Genomic DNA, 17803 nt, shown 5'->3' with positions numbered 1-17803 from the left:
GCCTGCGAGATGGCCATCTCGGTGGCGCCACCAGGACCCCCCGCCGGGCGGCACCGGGCGGTCCGGCGCCGCCCGGGATTTCACCGGAACCGGCCTCGGGCGGGGCGTTCCGCGCGTACGCTCTGCCGCGAGGTCATGGTGGAGCTGGCAGGACGGGGCGGGTCGCTGCGCCTGCTCGCCGATGCCGCGGCGGCAGCGCGGGAGGGGCGGGGCGGGCTCGTCATGGTGCGCGCGGACCCCGGCCTCGGCGTCACCGCCGTGCTGGACGCCCACCTGGCGGCGATGCGCGACGCGGGCCTGCGCACGCACCGGATCCCCGTGCTCCCGCCGAGCGGGCGCACCGCGCTGTCGGTCGGCCGCCCGCCGGACTGGTCCGGGCCCGCCGTGGTGGTCATCGACGACCTGCACCGGGTGGACGACGCGACGCTGCTCGCGCTGCACGGGATCGCCGACGAGCTGACCGGGCGGGCGCTGCTGATCGTCACCGGGCGGCATCGCGGCGCGTCCCCGGAACGGTTCGCGCGGCTGGACCGCGACGCGGTCGTGCACGACCTCCCGCCGCTGGACGACGACGCCGCGCACGCGGTCCTCGCCGCGTCGATCGGCGGTGACCCGCCGGAAGCGCTGCGCCAGCTCGCCGCGGGCGCGGGCGGCAACCCCTGGCTGCTGACCCGCCTCGCGGATGAGCACCGGACGACCGCGGTGGCGACCTGGGCGACCGAGCTGGCGGGCGGGGACGCCGCGCTGCTGCGCTTCGCCGCCGTCCTGGACGAGCCGACCTCGGTGGACGAGCTGGCGGACGTGGCGGGCGCGGCCCCGGTGGACGTGCTGGCCGGCGTCGGGCGGCTGGCCGCGCTGGGGCTGGTGGTGGCCGAGGCCGGCCAGGTGCGGCTGCGGCATCCCCTCGTGCGGCAGGACGTGGCGACGAACTCCGCCGGGCTGCGCGCCCCGGTGGCGCGGGCGCTCGCGACGCGCGGCGCGGCGCCCGAAGCGGTCGCCGGCCAGCTCGCGCGGACCCCGGTGGACGCGTGGACCGCGGCGTGGCTCGACGAGCACGCCGACGGGCTGGCCCTGCGTCCCACCCCGCACGTGGTGGAGCTGCTGCACCGGGCCGTGTCCCGCCTCCCGCAGGGGAACTCGCGGCTGCACCCGCTGCGGGCGGCACTCGCCGAGGCGTTGCTGTGGTCGGGGCACGCGGACGACGCCCGGCTCACCGCGACCACCAGCCTCGCCGCGCGCCCCGACCCGGCCACCCGGCAGCGGCTGCGCGCGGTCCTCGCCCTGGCCGCCATCTGCGAGATGGACGGCGCCGCGGCGTCCGCGGCCCTCGACCCGGAGCGCCGCGACGGGGAACTGCCCGCGCGGCTCGCCGCCGTCGACGCCTACGCCCGCCTGCTGGCCGCGGACCTGGAGGGCGCCTCGTGGGCGATCGCGCAAGCCGCACCCGCCGCCGCGCACGATCCGCTCGTCGAGGTGTACCTGCTCAACGTCCAGGCCGTCGGGCGGTGCCTGACGCGCGACCTCACCGGCGCGCTGGAGCTGCTCGACCGGGTGGACGCCCTGCTCGACGTCGCGGTCCACGACCGGGGCCAGTGGCTGATGTCGCGGCTGATGCGCGCGGTGGTCCAGGACCTGCGGCACGACCCCGCCGTCTTCGACACGGTGGCGGAGGCCCGCCCGATGGCCCGGCTGATCGGCCGGGGCCTGCTCGCCTGGCTGCACACCATCGCCGCGCTGGCCTCCTTCAACGATGGCCGCTGGGAGCGGGCGATGGACGAGATCAGCGCCGCCGTGGCGATGGACGACCAGTACGGGCTGGGCGGCCCGCTGCACGGCCTGGCCAGCTGGATCCTGCTGCACCGGGGGGACATCCCGGGGGCGCGCCTCCACGACGAGCTCGCCGGGCAGGCCCCCGGGCGCGGGGTCGCGATGTTCTACGAGCAGATCACGGTGGTGTGCAGCGCGCAGGTCGCCGACGCGGTGGGCGACCAGGAGCGCGCGCTGGCGCTCGTGCGCAGCGTCTCCGACGGCGTTGTCGGGGTGCACCACGGCCACGCGGTGGCCGGGGTATGCGCCGCGCTGGTCCGCGTCGCGGTCCGGGCCGGCGACCGGGAGCTGGCCGCCACCCTGGTCGAGCAGCTCAAGCCCTGGAACAGCGGTGCTTCCAACGCCGAGCGGGGCACGCTCGCGTACTGCCAGGGCCTGCTCGACGGTGACGCGGACGCGCTGCTGGCCATCGCCGGGGAATTCGCGGGCACCGTGTCGCCGATGTTCGCCGCGCGCGCCACCGAGGACGCGGCGATGGTCCTGGCCGCGTCCGGCCGGTCCGCCCGCGCGCGCACCACCTACCAGGCCGCGATCGACGCCTACCGGGCGCTGTCGGCCACCCACGCCATCCGGCGCGCCGAGGCGGAGATGCGCTCCTTCGGCCTGCGGCGCGGCTCGACCGAACCGCGCCGCAGGCCCAAGCACGGCTGGGACGCGCTCACCGCCGCCGAATACCGGGTCGTCGAACTCGTCGCCCAGGGCCTCACCAACCGGGAGGTCGCCGAGCGCCTGGTCGTGTCGGTGCGGACCGTGGACTCGCACGTCTCGCGCGCCCTCGCCAAGCTCGGCTACTCCTCGCGCGTCGAGATCGCGCTCAAGTTCGAGCACCGGGAGTAGCGGGGTCGGCCGACATCGGCGATGTTGCCGATGTTTCCGCGGCCGTCCGCTGCTGGACTGGTGCCGTACCCCGTCGCGGGGAGCCCGGCCGCACTCCCGTCCCCGGTGGTGGCCGACCACGCGGCGGGAGAGCGTTTCCGCCACTCGGCCGGTGCCGAACCGGTGCACCGGCCGACCGATCGGGAGGCAGAGGCTGGACATGACGAGCGATCCGGGAGCGATGGACGTGCTGGACATCGCGTCCGCCGGCGTGCAGGAGCTGGCCGACGCCGCCACCTCGGTGCTGGGCGAGGCCGGGGCCGTCGGCGAGCTGGTGCAGCCGGTGGTGGACGCCTTGCGCAACGTGTGGGAGGGCTACTTCGGCTCGCCGATCCCTCCCGGCGGGACGAACTGGAACTCCTACAGCCACGAAGAGCTGCACGGGATGCTCTGGCAGAACGCCGACGTCGGGGACGTGAGCGCCACCGCCGCCGAATGGGAGCGGCACAGCACCGCGCTGGTGGAGCACGCGGACTCGCTGCGCCACCAGGGCGGCGCCCTGCGGGCGAGCTGGAGCAGCACCTCCGCCGACCTGGCCGTGGAGCGCCTCGGCACGCTGGAGCAGCGCACCTCCGGCATCGGCGACCGGGCCGGGACCGTCCAGCGGGCGACCCAGGACGCCGGGGACGCGCTCGCCGTCGCCCGCAACACGATGCCGCCACCGCCGGGTGACGCGCTGGGCCTCGCCGCGTCCAGCGCCGCCGCCGGTGCGGGTGCCGGTGCCGCGATCGGCGGGGTGCTCGGCGCGGGCGCGGGCGGCGTCGGCGCCGGTCCCGGGGCCGTGATGGGGGCCGCGATCGGCGCCGTGGCCGCCGGGGGCGCGAGCCTGTTCCTGGCCAGCGTCGCCGCCGCCGAGAAGAAGGCCGAGGCGGTGCACGTGATGCAGCGCTACGAGGACGACCTGCGCCGCAGCAGCCAGGCGATCAGCTCGGCGGGCGGGGCCGGAGCGCGCGCGACCGAGGTCGGGAACGGGACGGAGACCGGTGCCGGGACGCCCGCCGCTCCGGCGGCAACCACCGCCGCGGGCGTCTCCGGAGGTGCGGCGGCGGGCGGGGGGACGCCGTGGGGGCACCTGGTCTCGGCCGACCCGCCGGCCGGTGGGCGCAGCGGGCTCCTGGATGCCGCCCTGCCCGCCCGGGGCGCGGGATCGGGCCTCGCCGCCCGGGGCGCGGGCGCCGGCCTCGCCGGCCGCGCCGGTGGCGGCGGCATGCTGCCGCCGGGCGTGGGACGGCGGGGCGAGGACGAGGACGAGGTGGTGCACCAGAACCGGCTGCCCACCCTGGACAACGGGCTGTTCGACGACGACCGGCCGGCCAGCGAGCCGGTCATCGGGCTCTGAGACGGGAGCGGACCCTTGAACTCTCCAGCGAACCCCGGACCGGGGTACCAGGTCGCACCGCAGGACCTGGCGACGCGCGTCACCGAGCTCACCGGGATCGGTGAGCGGATGCACGGCCTGGTGACCTCCGCGGGCCGGCTGGCCGAACGGCTGCCGATGCTCGGCACCGCACCACCCGCGATGCACCTGGCGATGCGCCTGCGCGAGGCCGCCGGCCGGTCCGGCCTCACCAGCGAGATCAGCGCGGCCGACACCGAGCTGGCCGGGTTCCGCTCGGCGCTGGACGCGACCGTCACCGGCTACGTGGCGGTCGACGACCGCACCGCCGAGGAGCTGCGCGCCACCGGGGGTGACCGCCCATGACGACCGCCCGCACCGCCCAGCGCGGCGGGACCGGACTCGGGCCGGTCGAGCTGGACCTGCTCGCCACGCACGCGGGGGTGCCGCTCCCCTTCCCCCTCCGGGTGCCGTCCTTCGGGCGGATCGCCGGGGAGCGGGAGGTGCTGTTCGGCGTGGCGGGGCGGACGCTGCGCGCCCGGGGGCTCGCCGACGACGACGGGCCGACCGGTGCGGCCGCCGAACTGGTCACCGCGCTGCGCGAGCACCGCGGCACGGTCGACCTCGTGCTCACCGGCGGGTCGGGGTCGCGAGCCGTCGTCGCGTTGGTCCACCGCTCGTGGGCGCTGATCTGCGAGCAGCCGTTGCGCGGCGAACCGGCCGACGAGGTGTCGGTCCGCCGGGTGCCCGCGCACGCGCTCGCCGACCCCTTGCTCGCGGCCGTGCCCGATCTCGACGCGGCCCGGTCGCTGCCGATCGCGCTGCCCGAGCAGGTGATCGAGGAGGCGGGCCGGGTGCTGGCGGAGGCCGGGGAGGACGCGGCGGGGGCGCGGTCGCTGCGGGACCTGGTCCGGCGCTGCGGCGGCGACCCCGCCGCGCTCGACCGGCTCACCGGGGTGCTGGCGCAGCCGACCGGGCGGGGCCAGCTCGGCGCCACCCGGCGGACCGCCACCGGGAGCACCCGGTCCGGCGCGGAGCTGTCCTGGTTGGACGGTCCGCTCGGGCGGCTCCGGGTGGACCGCGCCCGCGACGGCTGGGTGAGCATCAACCCGTTGCGGCGCGCGGATCTCCGGCGCGAGCTGGACGCGCTGGCGGCGATCGCCCGGGCTCCCCGGTGAATCCGCGCGGGAGCCGATTCCGAGCCAGGGGTCCTTGCAGGAAGCGGCGGAGCCGCTTCGCGGTGGGGCAGGCAACCGGCGCCGCCGCGGGTTCTCAGCGTCGCCTCGCGAGGACGCCCGGACGCTGTGCACGCGCTCGTACATGAGGAAGGGCGCCCGGAGCGAGGCGGCGACTGAGGTTCCGCCACCCGCACCGCCACGCAGATCCATTCTGAGAGCAGTCCTTACGGAGGGAACATCGTGGAAGCAGCAGCGCAGTGGCTGGCGGGCTACGACGAGCAGCTCGCGCGAACGGCCGCGAACGCCAAGGCGGCGGACGAGAACCTGCGGCGGGTGAGCGGCAGCGCCGCCTCACCGCGCGGCGAGGTATCCGTCCGCGTCGGTCCCAGCGGCGCGCTGGAGGCCATCGAGCTGACCCCGGCGGCCCGGGCGCTGGAGGCCGAGCAGCTCGCCCGGCTGATCCTGGCCACCGCCCAGCAGGCGCAGCGCTCGATCGGCGCCCAGGTCGTGGAGATCATGACCGAGTACCTCGGCGACGGCGCCGCGCTGGACTTCGTCAAGCGGAACACGCCCGCGGCGGCGGGCGTCGAGGAAGGCCCGGACGACGAGGACGACTACTTCGCGAACCCCCGGGTGGTGGTCCGGTGAACGCGCCAGGTGAACTCCACGTCGACCTCGCCCAGATCCGGGCGCACGCGGGCACCGTGGCCGAACTGGCCGGTGGGCTGTCCACCGCCGCCGGTGGCCCAGCGGGCGGGCTGGCCGAGGACGCGCTCGGCACGTTCGTCCACTCCCTCGCGGCCGGGCTGGGCAGCGCGATGGCGCAGACCGGGGACGCCCTCGCGCAGGCGTCGTCCGCGGTGCACGAGGTGAGCGGCGCGCTCGCCCGGACCGCCGCGGACTACGAGGCCGCGGACCAGGACGGCGCCGCACTCCTGCGCCGGGAGGGATCGCGGTGACCGCGCCGACCACCGCCCGGCTGGTCGAGGACCTGCGGGCGACCACGCACGCCGTGCGGAGCGGCGGCTGGCGCTCCACCGACCTCGACGGCGGCACCGGTGCGGAGGCCACGGACGCGGCGCCCGACCCGATGTCGGCCCTCAGCAGCGCCGGCTTCGGCTTCATCGTCGGGCCCGTGTCGTTCCTCGCCGAACCGCTCGGGCAACTGGCCTGCAACCCGGACGCGGTGTCCACCAGCGCGCAGGCGTGCCAGGACGCCGGGCGGGCCGTCACCTCGATCGCCGACTCCTACCGGCAGTCGACCGGCCCCGGGACCAGCGGCTGGTCCGGTACCGCGGCGTCCGAGTACCTGAAGACCGGCGCGGAACTCGTGGACGGGATCACCGGTCTCGGCGAGGCGAGCCAGGCGCTGGCGGAGTCGGCCACCGGCGCGGGCGAGGTGGTCGCAACGACGCTGCACCAGGTCACGACGCTGGTCAACGAGGCCGTCGGCCGGATCATCGCGCTCCTCCAGCAGGCCCTCGCCGCCGCCCAGGCGACCTTCGGCGCGAGCGTCGCGGCGGCGATCCCGCAGGCCGTGCAGCTCGCCGCGGAGTACGGCGGGCGGATCGTCGGCGCGATGCAGCACCTGCTCGCCAGCGCGCAGGGCCTGCTGCAGCACGTGGGCGCGGCGACGAAAGCGGTCGGGGAGCTCACCGGGACGATCGCGCGGATCGGCGAGCGCTGCCGGCAGGACTCGGGCGACACCTCCGCCACGGACACCGGCACGACGTCCACCCGCGACGTCCCGGCGGAGGCCGGGCCGGAGTGCCGGACCGCGGCCGACGCCGAGGCCGGGCCCCGGAACGCCACCGCCGACCGGCGGGACGGCGCCGGTACCGACCAGGCGGAGCCCGGCACCACCCGGCAGGAGGTCTGACCCGACGCGCACCCCGGGGGAGCGGGACCGGGCGCGAGGCGAGCGAACCGCTCGTCCGGCCGGTAGCACGTAGGCTGGTGGTCGTGCGATCGATCATGCTCGACGAGCGATCGGTCGACCGACGTCCTGAGCCGCAGGAGGAGTGTTCATGGTGGACCAGCACGCCGAACCCGTGGAGTTCAGCCCGACGAACTGGGTCCAGGAGATGACGAAGGAAGTCCTGGAAACCGGGACCACGCAGGGCATCGAGGTGAGCGGGACACCGATCGTCCTGCTGACGCTGCGCGGGGCGCGGAGCGGCAAGCTGCGCTACACCCCGCTCATGCGGGTGGAGCACGACGGCGCCTACGCCGCCGTGGCGTCCAAGGGCGGCACGCCGGAGAACCCGGCCTGGTACTACAACATCAAGGCCCACCCGGAGATCTCGCTCCAGGACGGGACCACCACCAGGGAGTACGTCGCGCGCGAGGTCGACGGCGCGGAGCGAGCGCGGTGGTGGGAACGGGCCGTCGCGGCCTTCCCCGCCTACGCGGACTACCAGGAGCGGACCGACCGGACGATCCCGGTCTTCGTGCTCGACCCCCGCTGACGGTCGGCGCGCGGACGCCCCGCCCGGTCGAACCGACCGGGCGGGGCGCGTCGCCGGTCAGCCGTGGAACCGGTCGGCCTTCACCGCACCGATGAACGCCGACCACTGGGTGCCGGTCGCCGTGAAGTACCCGGCGGCCCGGTCCTTGGTGTCCCGCACGGCGGCACCACCACCGGTGCTGCCGACCTCGACGCAGGTGCTCGTGTTGACGCTTCGGCTGGACTTCCGCCAGTTGCCGGGTTCGCGCCGTACCGCCATGGTGCCGCCTCCTCAGCGTGGGATGCTCAGAATCCCATGATGGCCTGCTGTCACCCCTCGACATCAGGACATGCGCGCGAGCAGCACTCGTTCGGCAGCGACGTGCCCCGCCCGGTTGCGCACCGAACGAGGCACGTCAGAGATCCGGTCAGCCGTGGAACCGGCCGGCCTTCACCGCACCGATGAACGCCGACCACTGGGTGCCGGTCGTCGTGAAGTACCCGGCGGCCCGGTCCTTGGTGTCCCGTACCGCAGCACCACCACCGGTGCTGCCGACCTCGACGCAGGCGGTCTGCTGCTGCGAACGGCTGGACTTGCGCCAGCCCTGGGGCTGTGGGGTCATTCCTTGTTCTCCATCTCTTCGGCGACCTCGGCGATGAGTTCAGACGACTGCTCTTCGTTCAACGCCAACTGCCGGAGGGTATCCGTTGCCGAGTGATAAGCCTCTGTGTCGTCAGCTTCGTGCAGGAACGCAGCTGAGCTGTAGTGCTCCAGATGCACGATGGGCGCCGAACTGGAGAACTCGAACAAGAGGTATGAACCCGCGTGCGCAGGGTTCCACTCCTCGCTGTCCGGGATCACACGGATCGAGATGTTCGGGCGCGCCGCCATGTTCTGCATCTGACGCAACTGCTCCGCCATGACGTCTTTGCCACCGATCACGTTGCGCAGGCCGAGTTCCATGACGAGCACGTCAAACTGTGGTGCCCCTCTGCGGTTGAGTACATCACGACGGCCAATCCGAAGCGTGACACGGGTTTCGAGCTCAGCCAGCGGTACGCCAGCCATAACCGCCCGTGCGTAGTCAGCCGTTTGCAGAAGTCCCGGCACCACCAAGGTCGCAACCTCTGTGATGCGCTGTGCGCTGCGTTCGAACTCGATAAGCGTCGTCAGTTCGTGGTGCGCGCCTGGGACAACAGGAGCGAGCCAATTGGTTCGTTCTGCGCCCCGCGCGATGGCGGCGACTCGGTCGCGCTCGACTTCCGGGACTCCCAGCGCTGTGAGCACACTTGCCACGAACTCAGGGGTCGCCGCCGTTTGCCCACCCTCGCAACGCGAAAGCTTCGAATGGTCGGTACCGAGCCTCCGCGCCAGTTCCCGAACACCCATCCCCGCCTCTTCGCGGGCTTTGCGCAGTTCAGCACCGACTACCCGTGCCTTGGGGCTGCCTCCACTGGTGCGTGCCATGCACCGATCTTATGTCCAGGACTTCCTTCGCAATCACCAACCGATCGAGGTATTGCCCACGGTGGTGCTGCCGGTGCAAGTTGGTGTGCACCAGTTACACCACCGGACACCAGCCTGCACCGGCGCCCGGTGTTCACACAGATGCAGCCGTCGATTCGGTAGTCCGTCAAGACGAGAAGAACGTGGGGAGCGGTGATGTACCGGCCTTATCCGTTCAGTTGGATGCCTGCCGCCGAGCAGCGGCACGCGACGAAGGAGCAGCAGTGGCGGGGTGCCGACCGGTGCCCGACCTTGTGCGAGCAGGAACTCGTGCCCGAGGACTCCGTGCTGGGCTGGCTCTGGGAGACCTGCCCGGTGTGCAACGCCGAGGCGCACCGGCTCGCGGGCGTACCGATGGCGGGCGCGCCATGACCGATCCCGCCCACCTGGTGCGGGACATGCAGTTGACGATCCTCGCGCTGGACTGCGCCGTGCGCAACGCGCTCGACGGCCACCCGCCGTCGGCCGCGCAGCTCGCCGAACTCGCCGCGACGACCGAGCTGATGACCACCCGGCTCCGCGAGGCGACGGCTCCCGCCCGGCCGGGACCGCTGGTGATCGACGCCGAGCGGACCGATCGGTGAACGGCGCCGGGTGGCTCGCCGCGGGCCTGGCCGTCGCCGCCCTGGCGCTCGTCTGGGCCGCCCGCCACCGCACCGCCCCCGGCCAGCACGGCGGCGCCGGGGCGGCCGCCACCCCGGCCCGGCTGCTGATCGAGCGGTGCCACGCCGAATCGCTCCCGGCGCGACCGCCGCTGCGCCTGTCCTGGTCCGGCGACCTCAGCGACGCCCTCGCCGACGAACCGACCCGCGTCCTGCCCCGCGTCGCGCCGGACCCGCTGCCCTCGTCCTACTCCCGGGACCGGGAGACGCTGCGTCGGCTCCTCGACGCGCTGCACCGCCTGTAGACCCGGCGCGGCGCCGACGGCAACCCCCGATGCTCGGCGCCGCGTCGCGGCCGGCCGGTGCGATCCCAGCACCGGCCGGCCATCCACGTGGCCTCAGCCCCAGCGCCGGACGTGTTCCAGCAGCGCGTCGCGGACGAAGGCCGCCACCTCCGGTGCGCCGTAGGTGTCGGCGAAGTCCGGGTCCTGCGCGTACATCTCGGCGAGGCAGCGCACCATCTCCGCCGAGCGTTCCCGGTCGCCGTCCGCGAGGGGTGTCGCGGGGACCTGGCCCAGCCACCGCACGTGCCGGGCGGCGATCTCCTGGGCGCGGTCCGCCCCGGGGGATCCGCCCGCGCGCCACGCGTCCTGCCACGCCGCGATCAGCTCGTCGGTGTCCCGCTTCCAGTCGACCTGCTCGCGCAGGCTCTTGCCGTGCCACCAGTCGTGCGCCTCCTGGTAGGCCCGCTCCCCCCAGCGGGCGACCACCTCGTCCCGGTACGGGTCGTTGAAGCCCTCCAGCAGCGCGTCCAGGGACGGATCGACACCGGTGCGCCGCGCTTCGACGGCGCGGCGCACCGCATCGATCCGCCGGTCCAGCCGGTCCCGCTCGGCTTCCAGCAGCGTGACGTGCTCGCGCAGCGCGGCCTCCTCGTCACCGGACCGGTCGAGCACCTCGGCGATGTCGTCCAGGGACAACCCGAGGTCGCGCAGCAGCAGGATGCGTTGCAGCCGCGCCACCGCCGTGGGGTCGTAGTAGCGGTAGCCGTTCGCCCCCACGCTCGACGGCCGCAGCAGGCCCAGGTCGTCGTAGTGGCGCAAGGTTCGGCTGGAGACACCGGCCTTGCGCGCGACCTGCTGAATCGTCCACTCCACGACGTCCTCCCCGGCGGTCACCGCTCGGCGAATTCTCCCCCGAAACTCCGCGCCCACTCCTGGGCGGCCTGCTGCTCGGCCTCGCGCTGCGCGGTGAGGACCACCAGGTTGCCGTCCGGGTCCTCGACGCGGAGGTCGGAGGTGAACCACGGGGTGTCCACCGGGCCCTCGACGCGGGCGGTCGGGGGCGCGACCGCGCGGATCTCGCGGGCCAGCCGCGCCAGGTCCTCGCCGTGCGCGGCGAACGACACGGTGGTGCTCCCGCGCACCGGCTGCCCCGGCACGAGCAGGACGTCCTGGTACTTCAGCCGCCGCAGGTGCACCACGGCGGTGGTGCCGTCGGCGTCCGGGACCGTGGCCAGGGAGAGGAAGCCGAGGGCGTGGTAGAAGGTCTCGGCCACGGCCAGGTCCGCCACCGCGAAGGTGGCGAACATGGGCATGGGGTAGATGGTGCGGTCGATGTCGAGTTCTGCCATGTCCCCGACGCTAGGAGTTGACGCGACGTCAAGGTCAAACCGACGACGGGCGCCCCCGCGGCGGTTGCGGGGGCGCCCGGTTGGATCGGACCTCGGCGGAGGCTCAGACCTTGGCGGTGCGGTCCTCGTCGGCGGTCGCGCCGGTCGGCTCCGCGTCACCGGACAGCAGCGGCGGGGCGCTCGGCGCGGCGAGCACCTCGTCGTCCAGCAGCCCCTCGCGGCGGGCGACCACGGTGGGCACCACCATCTGGCCCGCGACGTTGGTCATGGTGCGCATCATGTCCAGGATCGGGTCGACCGCGTAGGCGATCGCGATGCCGGTGGCCACCACCTCGGCCGGGAAGCCGAGCGCGGCCAGCGTCAGGGTGAGCATGGTGAACCAGCCGGTGACCCCGGCGGTGGCGATCGCGCCGAACACCGCCACCGCGATGATCGTCAGGTACTGCACCACGCCCAGCTCGATGCCGAACATGTTCGCGATGAAGATCGAGGCGATGGCCGGGTAGATCGCGGCGCAGCCGTCCATCTTGGTGGTGGTGGCCAGCGGGACCGCGAAGTTCGCGTACGAGCGGTCGACGCCGAGGTCGACCACGGCCTGCCTGCTCAGCGGCAGCGTCGCGCTGGACGAGCGGGAGACGAAGGCGAACTGCAGCACCGTCCAGGTCTTGGCGAAGAACCGCCCCGGCCCGACCTTGGCGACGAACCGCAGCAGCAGCGGGTACACCCCGAGCAGCACCAGCGCGCAGGCGAGGTACACGCCGCCGGTGAGCTTGATCAGCGGCAGGAAGAACTCGTTGCCGTAGGTGGCCACGGCGTGCCCGATCAGGCCCAGCGTGCCGATCGGCGCCAGCCGGATGATCCAGCCCAGCACCCGCTGGATGACGTCGAAGGCGGACTGGTTGAACCGCACGAAGGGTTCCGCCTTGTCCCCGAGGCTGTAGGCGGCCGCACCGATGATCAGGGACACGAACACGACCTGCAAGGTCTCGCCCTCGGCGAAGGCGGCGACCAGGTTCTGCGGCACCAGCCCGTTGAGCAGGTCCAGCCAGGAGCCCGCGGTGCGCTCGCCGACGGAGTCGAGGTTCTGCTGGTCCGGTTGCAGGACCAGGCCGCGCCCCGGTTGCAGGATCGAGGCGACCACCAGGCCGATCAGCACCGCGATCAGCGAGGTCAGCGCGAACCACAGCGCCGTGCGCCCGCCGAGCCGCGCGGCGGTGCGCCCGCCGCCGACCGACCGCAGGCTGGTGATGCCGACCACGATCGCGGTGAAGATCAGCGGCAGCACGGTGAAGGTGAGCAGGTTCTTGAACGTCGTGCCGATGGTGTCGAGCGCGGTGATCAGCCACGTCGCGTCGACGGCGCGGGCCAGCCAGCCCAGCAGCGCGCCGAGCACCAGCGAGGCGAGCACCGCGACGGCGAAGACCTTCGGGTTGAAGCGGACACGGGTCCGGCGGGCGGACGCGGAGGAACTGGCCACAGGGATCTCCCGGATGACTGCGGATCACCGGCGCGGTGCGCGCCGTGGCGGAGCGCCCTGGTCCGGGCGCCCGCGAGGACTGGAGGGCGGGGTTCCTACCGACAGCAGCAACTGGCCTGCCGTCGCAGATCGACGTGCAGGCGGCAGGTCAGGTACCAGCGCTTCGGCTCCATAGCGATCTCGTCAACCGATAGAGTGGCGCCTTTCATCCATACCGGTAAGGTTTGTGACCACCTTCACTCGAATGGAGCAGCAATGGCGGCGGGGGAACCCGCGCCGCCCCGCCGCAGCGGACGGGTGATCGCGCTGCGGGACACGAGTGGTGCCACGTCAGAGGCGGTCAGGTCACTCCCGGGCCGCACCGATGACCCAGGCGAGCGCCCCGCGACCAGGGGTGCCACCGCGTTCCAGGAGGAGGCAGCACCATGCACGAGACCGCCTACACCCCGCCGGAGCTGACCGAGGTCGGCGACTTCTCGGCCGAGACCCTCGGGTTCGGGGGCAGCAGCTGGGACACCCTCTGGCGCATGGACTGGTGAGCACGAGCGGCGGCCCGGGTCTTCCCGCGGGAAGACCCGGGCCGCCGCCGGGCGCGCGCGCCGAGGACGGGCCTACCGCTTCGCCCGCCCCCGCGGTGCCGCGGCCTACGGCTGCGGGGCGGTGGGCGCGGTGCTGGTGGCCCCAGGCGCGCCCCGGGAGTCGTCGCGCCGTCCGCGCCGGGCGTGCGCCACGCCCACCGCACCGGCCAGCGCCACCCCGAGCGCCGCGGCGGCCAAGCCCTTGTTCATGCCCGGCGGGGTGAAGGTCAGCCGCAACTCGCCGGCCCGGGTACCCGGCGGCAGCTCCACCTCGAGCAGCCCGCCGGGACCGGAGCGGGCCGGGACCACCGCGCCGTCGAGCTCCGCCCGGTAACCGGGCCACGCCAGGCGGCTGAACACCAGCGTCGCGGGCTCGTCCGCCGTGGCCCGCTCGAACCGCAGCCGCTCGGCGCGATCGCCGCCGGCCACGTCCGAGACCACCCGCACCCCGGGGGAGGCGGCGGCCAGCGTGCCCGCCGGCCACGGCGAGGTGAAGTCCCGGCGCAGCACGGTGACCTGCTCGCCGCGCTCGACCCGCCAGCCCGCGGGCACCCGCGGTGCGTCCAGGACGCTGCGCTGCACCACGACGGTGTCCAGCCGCAGCAGGTCGGCCAGCGGCACGTCGGTGCCCTCCGGCGCCCGCCACAACCGCGGCACGGCGTCGGCGCACGAGGTGCTGGTGTAGTTCAGGCACAGCAGGTCGGAGAACGGCGCGTAACCGATGCCGGTGTAGGCGTTGATGCTGGTCACCCCGGCCGCCGGGTACATGCCGCCGGGCAGCATGTCCTGCCACACCCCGGGCTGCTCGGTGCTGTCGAGGTCGGCGACCTGGAACACCACGCCCGGGTAGCGATCGGCGAACCGCTCGCGCAGCTCCGGCACCGACGACGGCAGGCCCGCCGTGGCGAACCCGGGCGAGGTCACGAACGCGGGCGCCTGCACCGCGACGACCAGCGCGGTGCCCAGCGCCAGCACCGCGGCCAGCCACCGGACGCCGCCGACGAAGAACACCCCGAGGGCCAGCGCGGTCAGCACCACGACCACCAGCAGCCCGACGGCGTTGCTCCGGAACCGGTCGGGCTCCAGCGCACCGGACATCCCCGCCGCCGCCAGCAGCAGGGCGACCGTGCCCCCCACCCGCAACGCCGGCCGGTCCCGGCGCAGCCCCCGGGACAGCAGCACCGCGAGGACCACCGCGAGCCCCAGGTAGCCGTAGTGCAGCACGCGGATCGGCCAGCGGAACATCCACATCTCCGACGGCCCGATCGCCAGCAGCAGGAACCCGCCCGCGACCACCGCGCAGGCGCTCAGCGACCGCCACCGCCCGCGCAGCGCGCCCCAGTCCAGCCAGGCGGCCAGCGGCAGCGCGAACCAGCAGAAGTACACCGCCGGGACGGCCAGCGGGGCGCCGCCGAGCCCCTCCACGTCGGGCACGTGGTGCGGCAGGCTCAGCGCGGGCAGGTCGAACGGCGACGGCGCCATCACCCCGGTGTTGCCGAACGAGGTCTCCGAGCGCCAGGTGACCGACGAGCTCAGCACCAGCGGCAGGTACACCAGCGGCACCAGCGCCCCGATCCCCAGCGACACCAGCACCAGGTCGCGCACCGACCGCCACCGCCCGCGCAGCGCGGTCTCCACCAGCACGCCGAGCAGCACCAGGCAGGCCGCGAGCATGCCGTAGGGGTTGCCCGCGGTGACGATCAACCCGCCGAACAGGAACGTCCACACCGGGTTGATCCGGCCCCGGCCCGCCTTCCGCGCCGCCCACCACAGGTGCGGCAGCCACGCGAACGCCAGCAGCGCGGCGGGCCAGAGCACCACGTCGAAGTAGAACAGCGAACCGGCGAACGGCAGCGCCGCGCCCAGCGCCGCCGACATCGACCGCCGCGCCCCGTACTCCCGGCACAGCGCGTAGATCCCGAGGGTCAGCACCACCAGCGCCGCCGCCCGGATCACCATCCCGGCCACCGCCAGGTCGGGCACCAGCGCGGCGGTGATCCAGACCAGCGGGTAGAGCGGGTTCCACACGCCGTAGAGCGCCTCGGCGGCGATGTTGCCGCCCATCCAGGCGTCGACGTCGAGCAGCGGCGGCCAGCCCCCGGCCAGCACCTGCTCCCCGAGCCGCCGCCAGGTCGGCAGGATCTGCACGGCGGCGTCGTCGTAGAAGTAGAACCACGGATCGGCCCGCAACGGCAGCAGCAGCACCACCACGACGAGCAGGCACGCCGCCAGCGGCGGCCCGAACCTGCCCCGCGCTCCGACCGCGGGCGGCTCCACCGCGCGCGTCCTCCCGTCGAGCACAATCCCTCCCCTGCGTCGCATGGCACCCCGTGTGTACTGCACCCGTCGGCACCGCACCGCAGGCATCAGCCCTTCGGGTGGCGCTACCGGTCCAGCCGCACCTCCCAGAACCCCGGCCCGACCGGTTCGCGGAAGTCACCGCGCGCGATGAAGTAACCGTCCTCGTCGACGGTGATCGGCAGTTGCGGCAGCGACCGGGTGGCCGGGCCGAACACCGGCTTGGCCGACTCGGTGATGAGGAACTGCGACTGGTGGCACGGGCACAGCGCGACGTTGTTCTGCGCGTCGTACTGCGAGGCCGGGCAGCCGAGGTGGGTGCAGATCTTCGAGAACGCGTAGAAGTCGCCGTGGTTGAACTCCTCCTGGCCCGGCCGCTTGCGCACGGCGGTGCCCGGGCGCAGCCGGATCAGCATCACCGGGCCGTCGGAGGCGCGCTCGGCGGCCAGCAGCAGTTCCTCGTGACCGCGCTCGGACTCCCGGAACGGCACCACCGTCAGCAGCGTGCCCGGTTCGAGGTCCTCGGGGCGCACCAGCACGATCCGGCCGAGCACTCCGGTGTGGACGCGCAGGTAGACCTTCTCGTCGGAGACCGGGTGCCAGCCGGTGATCCACAGCGCGGCGTTGCGCCGCCCGGTCCACGGGTCGCGGACGAATCCGCCGACGCCGAGCACGGCGGTGGCGGCGGCGACGAACGCCCCCGCGCCCAGCAGCGCCCGGCGCAGCAGCGGGCGCCCCGCCCCGGCGTCCTCGGCGATCTCGGTGAGCCGGGCCGCCGCGCTGCGGCGCGCGAAGTCCTCCGACGGCCCGTCCTGGCGCCGCTGGACCGCGAGCTCCTGCGGCATGACGCGTTTGCTGTGCAGGCCGACGCCGACGGCCAGGCACAGGAAGGCGCAGCCGAACGCGGTGCCGATGACCGGGGTGTAGAGCAGGTAGAGCAGGTGGCCGTGCTCGGCGGGGCGCCGGTACTCGTGCGGCCAGAGCACGTAGGCCGCCACGAACAGCACCGCGAACACCGCGGCCAGCGCGAACCACAGCGCCACGATCCGCTCCGCGCGCGGGCCGCCGGTGCGCTCCTTGACCACCACGGACACGCCGTCGGCCGCCGAGCCCCGCCGGAGCAGGTCGGCCCGCTCGGCCTCCCGGCGACGGCGACCGCGCCGGAACAACCGCCTCACGCCCGGGCCCCCAGCCACAGCGCCACCCCGATCAGCGCGGGCACCCCGAGGAGGAAGACGACGAACCCCTCGGTGGTCGGGCCCCACTCGCCGAGGTTGAACCCGCCCGGCGCGTTGCGCTGCCCGCGGACCTCCAGCACGTAGGCGATGATGTCGGCCTTCTCGCCCGGGGAGAGCTCGCGGTCGCTGAACACCGGCATCGCCTGCGGTCCGGTGAGCATCGCGGTGTAGAGCTGTTCGGGCGTGGCGTCGTGCAGGTTCGGGGCGAACTTGCCCGCGGCGAGCACCCCGCCGCGTCCGGTGAAGTTGTGGCACTGCGAGCAGTTCGACCGGAACAGCTTGCCGCCGCGCGCGGTGTCGGGGCCGACGAGCGCGGCACCGCTGCCCTCCGGCCGCCGCGGACCACCGCCGTGGGCCTGCACGTAGGCGCCGAGGGCCGCGAGGTTGCGCCGCCCCTCCTCGGTGCCCGGGTCGAACTCCGGCGGCGGGGGCTTGCGCTCGGCCTGGGCGGTGCTGCGCGCCAGCGGCATCCGCCCGGTGGACACCTGGAAGTAGGTGGCCGCCTCGCCCACCCCGATCAGGCTCGGCCCCCGGTCCGGGACGCCCTGCAACGCGCTGCCGTGGCAGGTCAGGCAGGAACGCCGGTACAGCGCCTCGCCCCGTTCGACCAGCGGCGCCTCGGCGGAAACCCGCTGCGGCGCGGGGACCAGCACCGCGTAGGCGGTCCCGGTGGTGAGCAGCCCGAGCAGCAGGCCGAGCGCCATCGCGCACCGCCGGCGTCGCCGACGCGGTCGGCTCGAAGGGCCCGGATCGACCACCACGTCGCCTCCCGTCGCCGCGCTGATCCGCCGCACGCGGAACGCGCCG

The 17803-nt window shown here is 74.4% G+C and carries 21 protein-coding genes; 12 read left to right on the top strand and 9 right to left on the bottom strand.

What is annotated here, in order from left to right; genetic code table 11:
* Positions 1-135 precede the first annotated feature (135 nt).
* The 8 genes from ABD976_RS16750 (at position 136) to ABD976_RS16715 (ending at position 7685) form a co-directional block, all read left to right on the top strand.
* Positions 136-2664 carry a LuxR C-terminal-related transcriptional regulator gene (locus ABD976_RS16750; RefSeq protein ID WP_345364113.1) on the top strand — a complete coding sequence of 843 codons (2529 nt, stop codon included), beginning with the start codon at positions 136-138 and terminating at the stop codon, positions 2662-2664.
* Positions 2665-2863: 199 nt separating this feature from the next.
* Positions 2864-4042: a hypothetical protein gene (locus tag ABD976_RS16745; RefSeq protein ID WP_345364111.1), complete on the top strand. Its 1179-nt coding sequence runs from the start codon at positions 2864-2866 to the stop codon at positions 4040-4042.
* Positions 4043-4057: 15 nt separating this feature from the next.
* Positions 4058-4405, top strand: coding sequence for a hypothetical protein (locus ABD976_RS16740; protein WP_345364109.1), 348 nt, complete (start codon positions 4058-4060; stop codon positions 4403-4405).
* Positions 4402-5217 (top strand): ESX secretion-associated protein EspG, encoded by an 816-nt coding sequence (locus tag ABD976_RS16735; RefSeq protein WP_345364107.1) that lies wholly within the window; start codon positions 4402-4404, stop codon positions 5215-5217. Before ABD976_RS16740 ends, ABD976_RS16735 begins: the two co-directional genes overlap by 4 nt.
* A gap of 240 nt (positions 5218-5457) precedes the next feature.
* Positions 5458-5865: a YbaB/EbfC family nucleoid-associated protein gene (locus ABD976_RS16730; RefSeq protein WP_345364105.1), complete on the top strand. Its 408-nt coding sequence runs from the start codon at positions 5458-5460 to the stop codon at positions 5863-5865.
* Complete coding sequence (locus tag ABD976_RS16725) at positions 5862-6176, top strand: type VII secretion target (protein ID WP_345364103.1); 315 nt, start codon at positions 5862-5864, stop codon at positions 6174-6176. Before ABD976_RS16730 ends, ABD976_RS16725 begins: the two co-directional genes overlap by 4 nt.
* A complete protein-coding gene (locus ABD976_RS16720) occupies positions 6173-7096 on the top strand; it encodes a WXG100-like domain-containing protein (protein WP_345364101.1) in 924 nt (307 codons plus the stop codon). The genes ABD976_RS16725 and ABD976_RS16720 overlap by 4 nt, the downstream gene beginning before the upstream one ends.
* Positions 7097-7244: 148 nt before the next feature.
* Positions 7245-7685 (top strand): nitroreductase family deazaflavin-dependent oxidoreductase, encoded by a 441-nt coding sequence (locus ABD976_RS16715; protein WP_345364099.1) that lies wholly within the window; start codon positions 7245-7247, stop codon positions 7683-7685.
* 57 nt (positions 7686-7742) lie between these two features.
* On the opposite strand, the gene ABD976_RS16710 is transcribed toward ABD976_RS16715, so the two are convergent.
* The 3 genes from ABD976_RS16710 to ABD976_RS16700 all read right to left on the bottom strand — a co-directional run bounded on the left by ABD976_RS16710 (position 7743) and on the right by ABD976_RS16700 (position 9131).
* A complete protein-coding gene (locus ABD976_RS16710; protein ID WP_345364097.1) occupies positions 7743-7943 on the bottom strand; it encodes a DUF397 domain-containing protein in 201 nt (66 codons plus the stop codon).
* Positions 7944-8091: 148 nt separating this feature from the next.
* The gene (locus ABD976_RS16705; protein ID WP_345364095.1) at positions 8092-8286 is read right to left on the bottom strand and encodes a DUF397 domain-containing protein; all 195 of its coding nucleotides are present in this window, start codon (positions 8284-8286) and stop codon (positions 8092-8094) included.
* Positions 8283-9131 carry a helix-turn-helix domain-containing protein gene (locus ABD976_RS16700; RefSeq protein WP_345364093.1) on the bottom strand — a complete coding sequence of 283 codons (849 nt, stop codon included), beginning with the start codon at positions 9129-9131 and terminating at the stop codon, positions 8283-8285. The genes ABD976_RS16705 and ABD976_RS16700 overlap by 4 nt, the downstream gene beginning before the upstream one ends.
* A gap of 222 nt (positions 9132-9353) precedes the next feature.
* Here ABD976_RS16700 and ABD976_RS16695 point away from each other — a divergent pair, with 222 nt between their 5' ends.
* The 3 genes from ABD976_RS16695 to ABD976_RS16685 are packed head-to-tail and all read left to right on the top strand — an operon-like array spanning position 9354 to position 10077.
* On the top strand, positions 9354-9542 hold the full coding sequence (locus tag ABD976_RS16695) for an HC3 family zinc finger protein (RefSeq protein WP_345364091.1): 189 nt from the start codon (positions 9354-9356) through the stop codon (positions 9540-9542).
* The gene (locus ABD976_RS16690; protein ID WP_345364089.1) at positions 9539-9754 is read left to right on the top strand and encodes a hypothetical protein; all 216 of its coding nucleotides are present in this window, start codon (positions 9539-9541) and stop codon (positions 9752-9754) included. Before ABD976_RS16695 ends, ABD976_RS16690 begins: the two co-directional genes overlap by 4 nt.
* Complete coding sequence (locus ABD976_RS16685; RefSeq protein WP_345364087.1) at positions 9751-10077, top strand: hypothetical protein; 327 nt, start codon at positions 9751-9753, stop codon at positions 10075-10077. Before ABD976_RS16690 ends, ABD976_RS16685 begins: the two co-directional genes overlap by 4 nt.
* Positions 10078-10170: 93 nt before the next feature.
* Here ABD976_RS16685 and ABD976_RS16680 read toward each other — a convergent pair whose 3' ends face one another.
* The 3 genes from ABD976_RS16680 to ABD976_RS16670 all read right to left on the bottom strand — a co-directional run bounded on the left by ABD976_RS16680 (position 10171) and on the right by ABD976_RS16670 (position 12882).
* Positions 10171-10929 (bottom strand): MerR family transcriptional regulator, encoded by a 759-nt coding sequence (locus ABD976_RS16680; RefSeq protein WP_345364085.1) that lies wholly within the window; start codon positions 10927-10929, stop codon positions 10171-10173.
* A 17-nt stretch (positions 10930-10946) separates the two neighbouring features.
* Positions 10947-11405 (bottom strand): VOC family protein, encoded by a 459-nt coding sequence (locus tag ABD976_RS16675; RefSeq protein WP_345364083.1) that lies wholly within the window; start codon positions 11403-11405, stop codon positions 10947-10949.
* Between the two features lie 103 nt (positions 11406-11508).
* Entirely contained in the window at positions 11509-12882 is a 1374-nt protein-coding gene (locus ABD976_RS16670; RefSeq protein ID WP_345364081.1) for a dicarboxylate/amino acid:cation symporter, read from the bottom strand.
* Between the two features lie 425 nt (positions 12883-13307).
* On the opposite strand from ABD976_RS16670, the gene ABD976_RS16665 reads away from it, so the two are divergent.
* Positions 13308-13421, top strand: coding sequence for a lasso RiPP family leader peptide-containing protein (locus ABD976_RS16665; RefSeq protein WP_345364079.1), 114 nt, complete (start codon positions 13308-13310; stop codon positions 13419-13421).
* A 105-nt stretch (positions 13422-13526) separates the two neighbouring features.
* Here ABD976_RS16665 and ABD976_RS16660 read toward each other — a convergent pair whose 3' ends face one another.
* The 3 genes from ABD976_RS16660 to qcrC form a co-directional block, all read right to left on the bottom strand.
* Positions 13527-15737, bottom strand: coding sequence for a hypothetical protein (locus ABD976_RS16660; protein ID WP_345364077.1), 2211 nt, complete (start codon positions 15735-15737; stop codon positions 13527-13529).
* Between the two features lie 107 nt (positions 15738-15844).
* Positions 15845-16936 (bottom strand): cytochrome bc1 complex Rieske iron-sulfur subunit, encoded by a 1092-nt coding sequence (gene qcrA, locus ABD976_RS16655; protein WP_345364075.1) that lies wholly within the window; start codon positions 16934-16936, stop codon positions 15845-15847.
* Entirely contained in the window at positions 16933-17757 is an 825-nt protein-coding gene (gene qcrC / locus ABD976_RS16650) for a cytochrome bc1 complex diheme cytochrome c subunit (RefSeq protein ID WP_439958731.1), read from the bottom strand. The genes qcrA and qcrC overlap by 4 nt, the downstream gene beginning before the upstream one ends.
* Positions 17758-17803 lie beyond the last annotated feature (46 nt).

This window comes from Saccharopolyspora cebuensis (genome assembly GCF_039542665.1).
Lineage (GTDB): Bacteria > Actinomycetota > Actinomycetes > Mycobacteriales > Pseudonocardiaceae > Saccharopolyspora > Saccharopolyspora cebuensis.
The sequence above is the reverse complement of the archived record's forward strand: the minus strand, read 5'-3'. Positions and strand labels throughout refer to the sequence as shown.

Coding starts and splice junctions, on each gene's coding strand:
- ABD976_RS16715 (WP_345364099.1), top strand. CDS start 7,245: ATGGTGGACCAGCACGCCGAACCCGTGGAGTTCAGCCCGACGAACTGG.
- ABD976_RS16665 (WP_345364079.1), top strand. CDS start 13,308: ATGCACGAGACCGCCTACACCCCGCCGGAGCTGACCGAGGTCGGCGAC.
- ABD976_RS16690 (WP_345364089.1), top strand. CDS start 9,539: ATGACCGATCCCGCCCACCTGGTGCGGGACATGCAGTTGACGATCCTC.
- ABD976_RS16675 (WP_345364083.1), bottom strand. CDS start 11,405: ATGGCAGAACTCGACATCGACCGCACCATCTACCCCATGCCCATGTTC.
- ABD976_RS16735 (WP_345364107.1), top strand. CDS start 4,402: ATGACGACCGCCCGCACCGCCCAGCGCGGCGGGACCGGACTCGGGCCG.
- ABD976_RS16710 (WP_345364097.1), bottom strand. CDS start 7,943: ATGGCGGTACGGCGCGAACCCGGCAACTGGCGGAAGTCCAGCCGAAGC.
- ABD976_RS16700 (WP_345364093.1), bottom strand. CDS start 9,131: ATGGCACGCACCAGTGGAGGCAGCCCCAAGGCACGGGTAGTCGGTGCT.
- ABD976_RS16705 (WP_345364095.1), bottom strand. CDS start 8,286: ATGACCCCACAGCCCCAGGGCTGGCGCAAGTCCAGCCGTTCGCAGCAG.
- ABD976_RS16745 (WP_345364111.1), top strand. CDS start 2,864: ATGACGAGCGATCCGGGAGCGATGGACGTGCTGGACATCGCGTCCGCC.
- ABD976_RS16695 (WP_345364091.1), top strand. CDS start 9,354: ATGCCTGCCGCCGAGCAGCGGCACGCGACGAAGGAGCAGCAGTGGCGG.
- ABD976_RS16750 (WP_345364113.1), top strand. CDS start 136: ATGGTGGAGCTGGCAGGACGGGGCGGGTCGCTGCGCCTGCTCGCCGAT.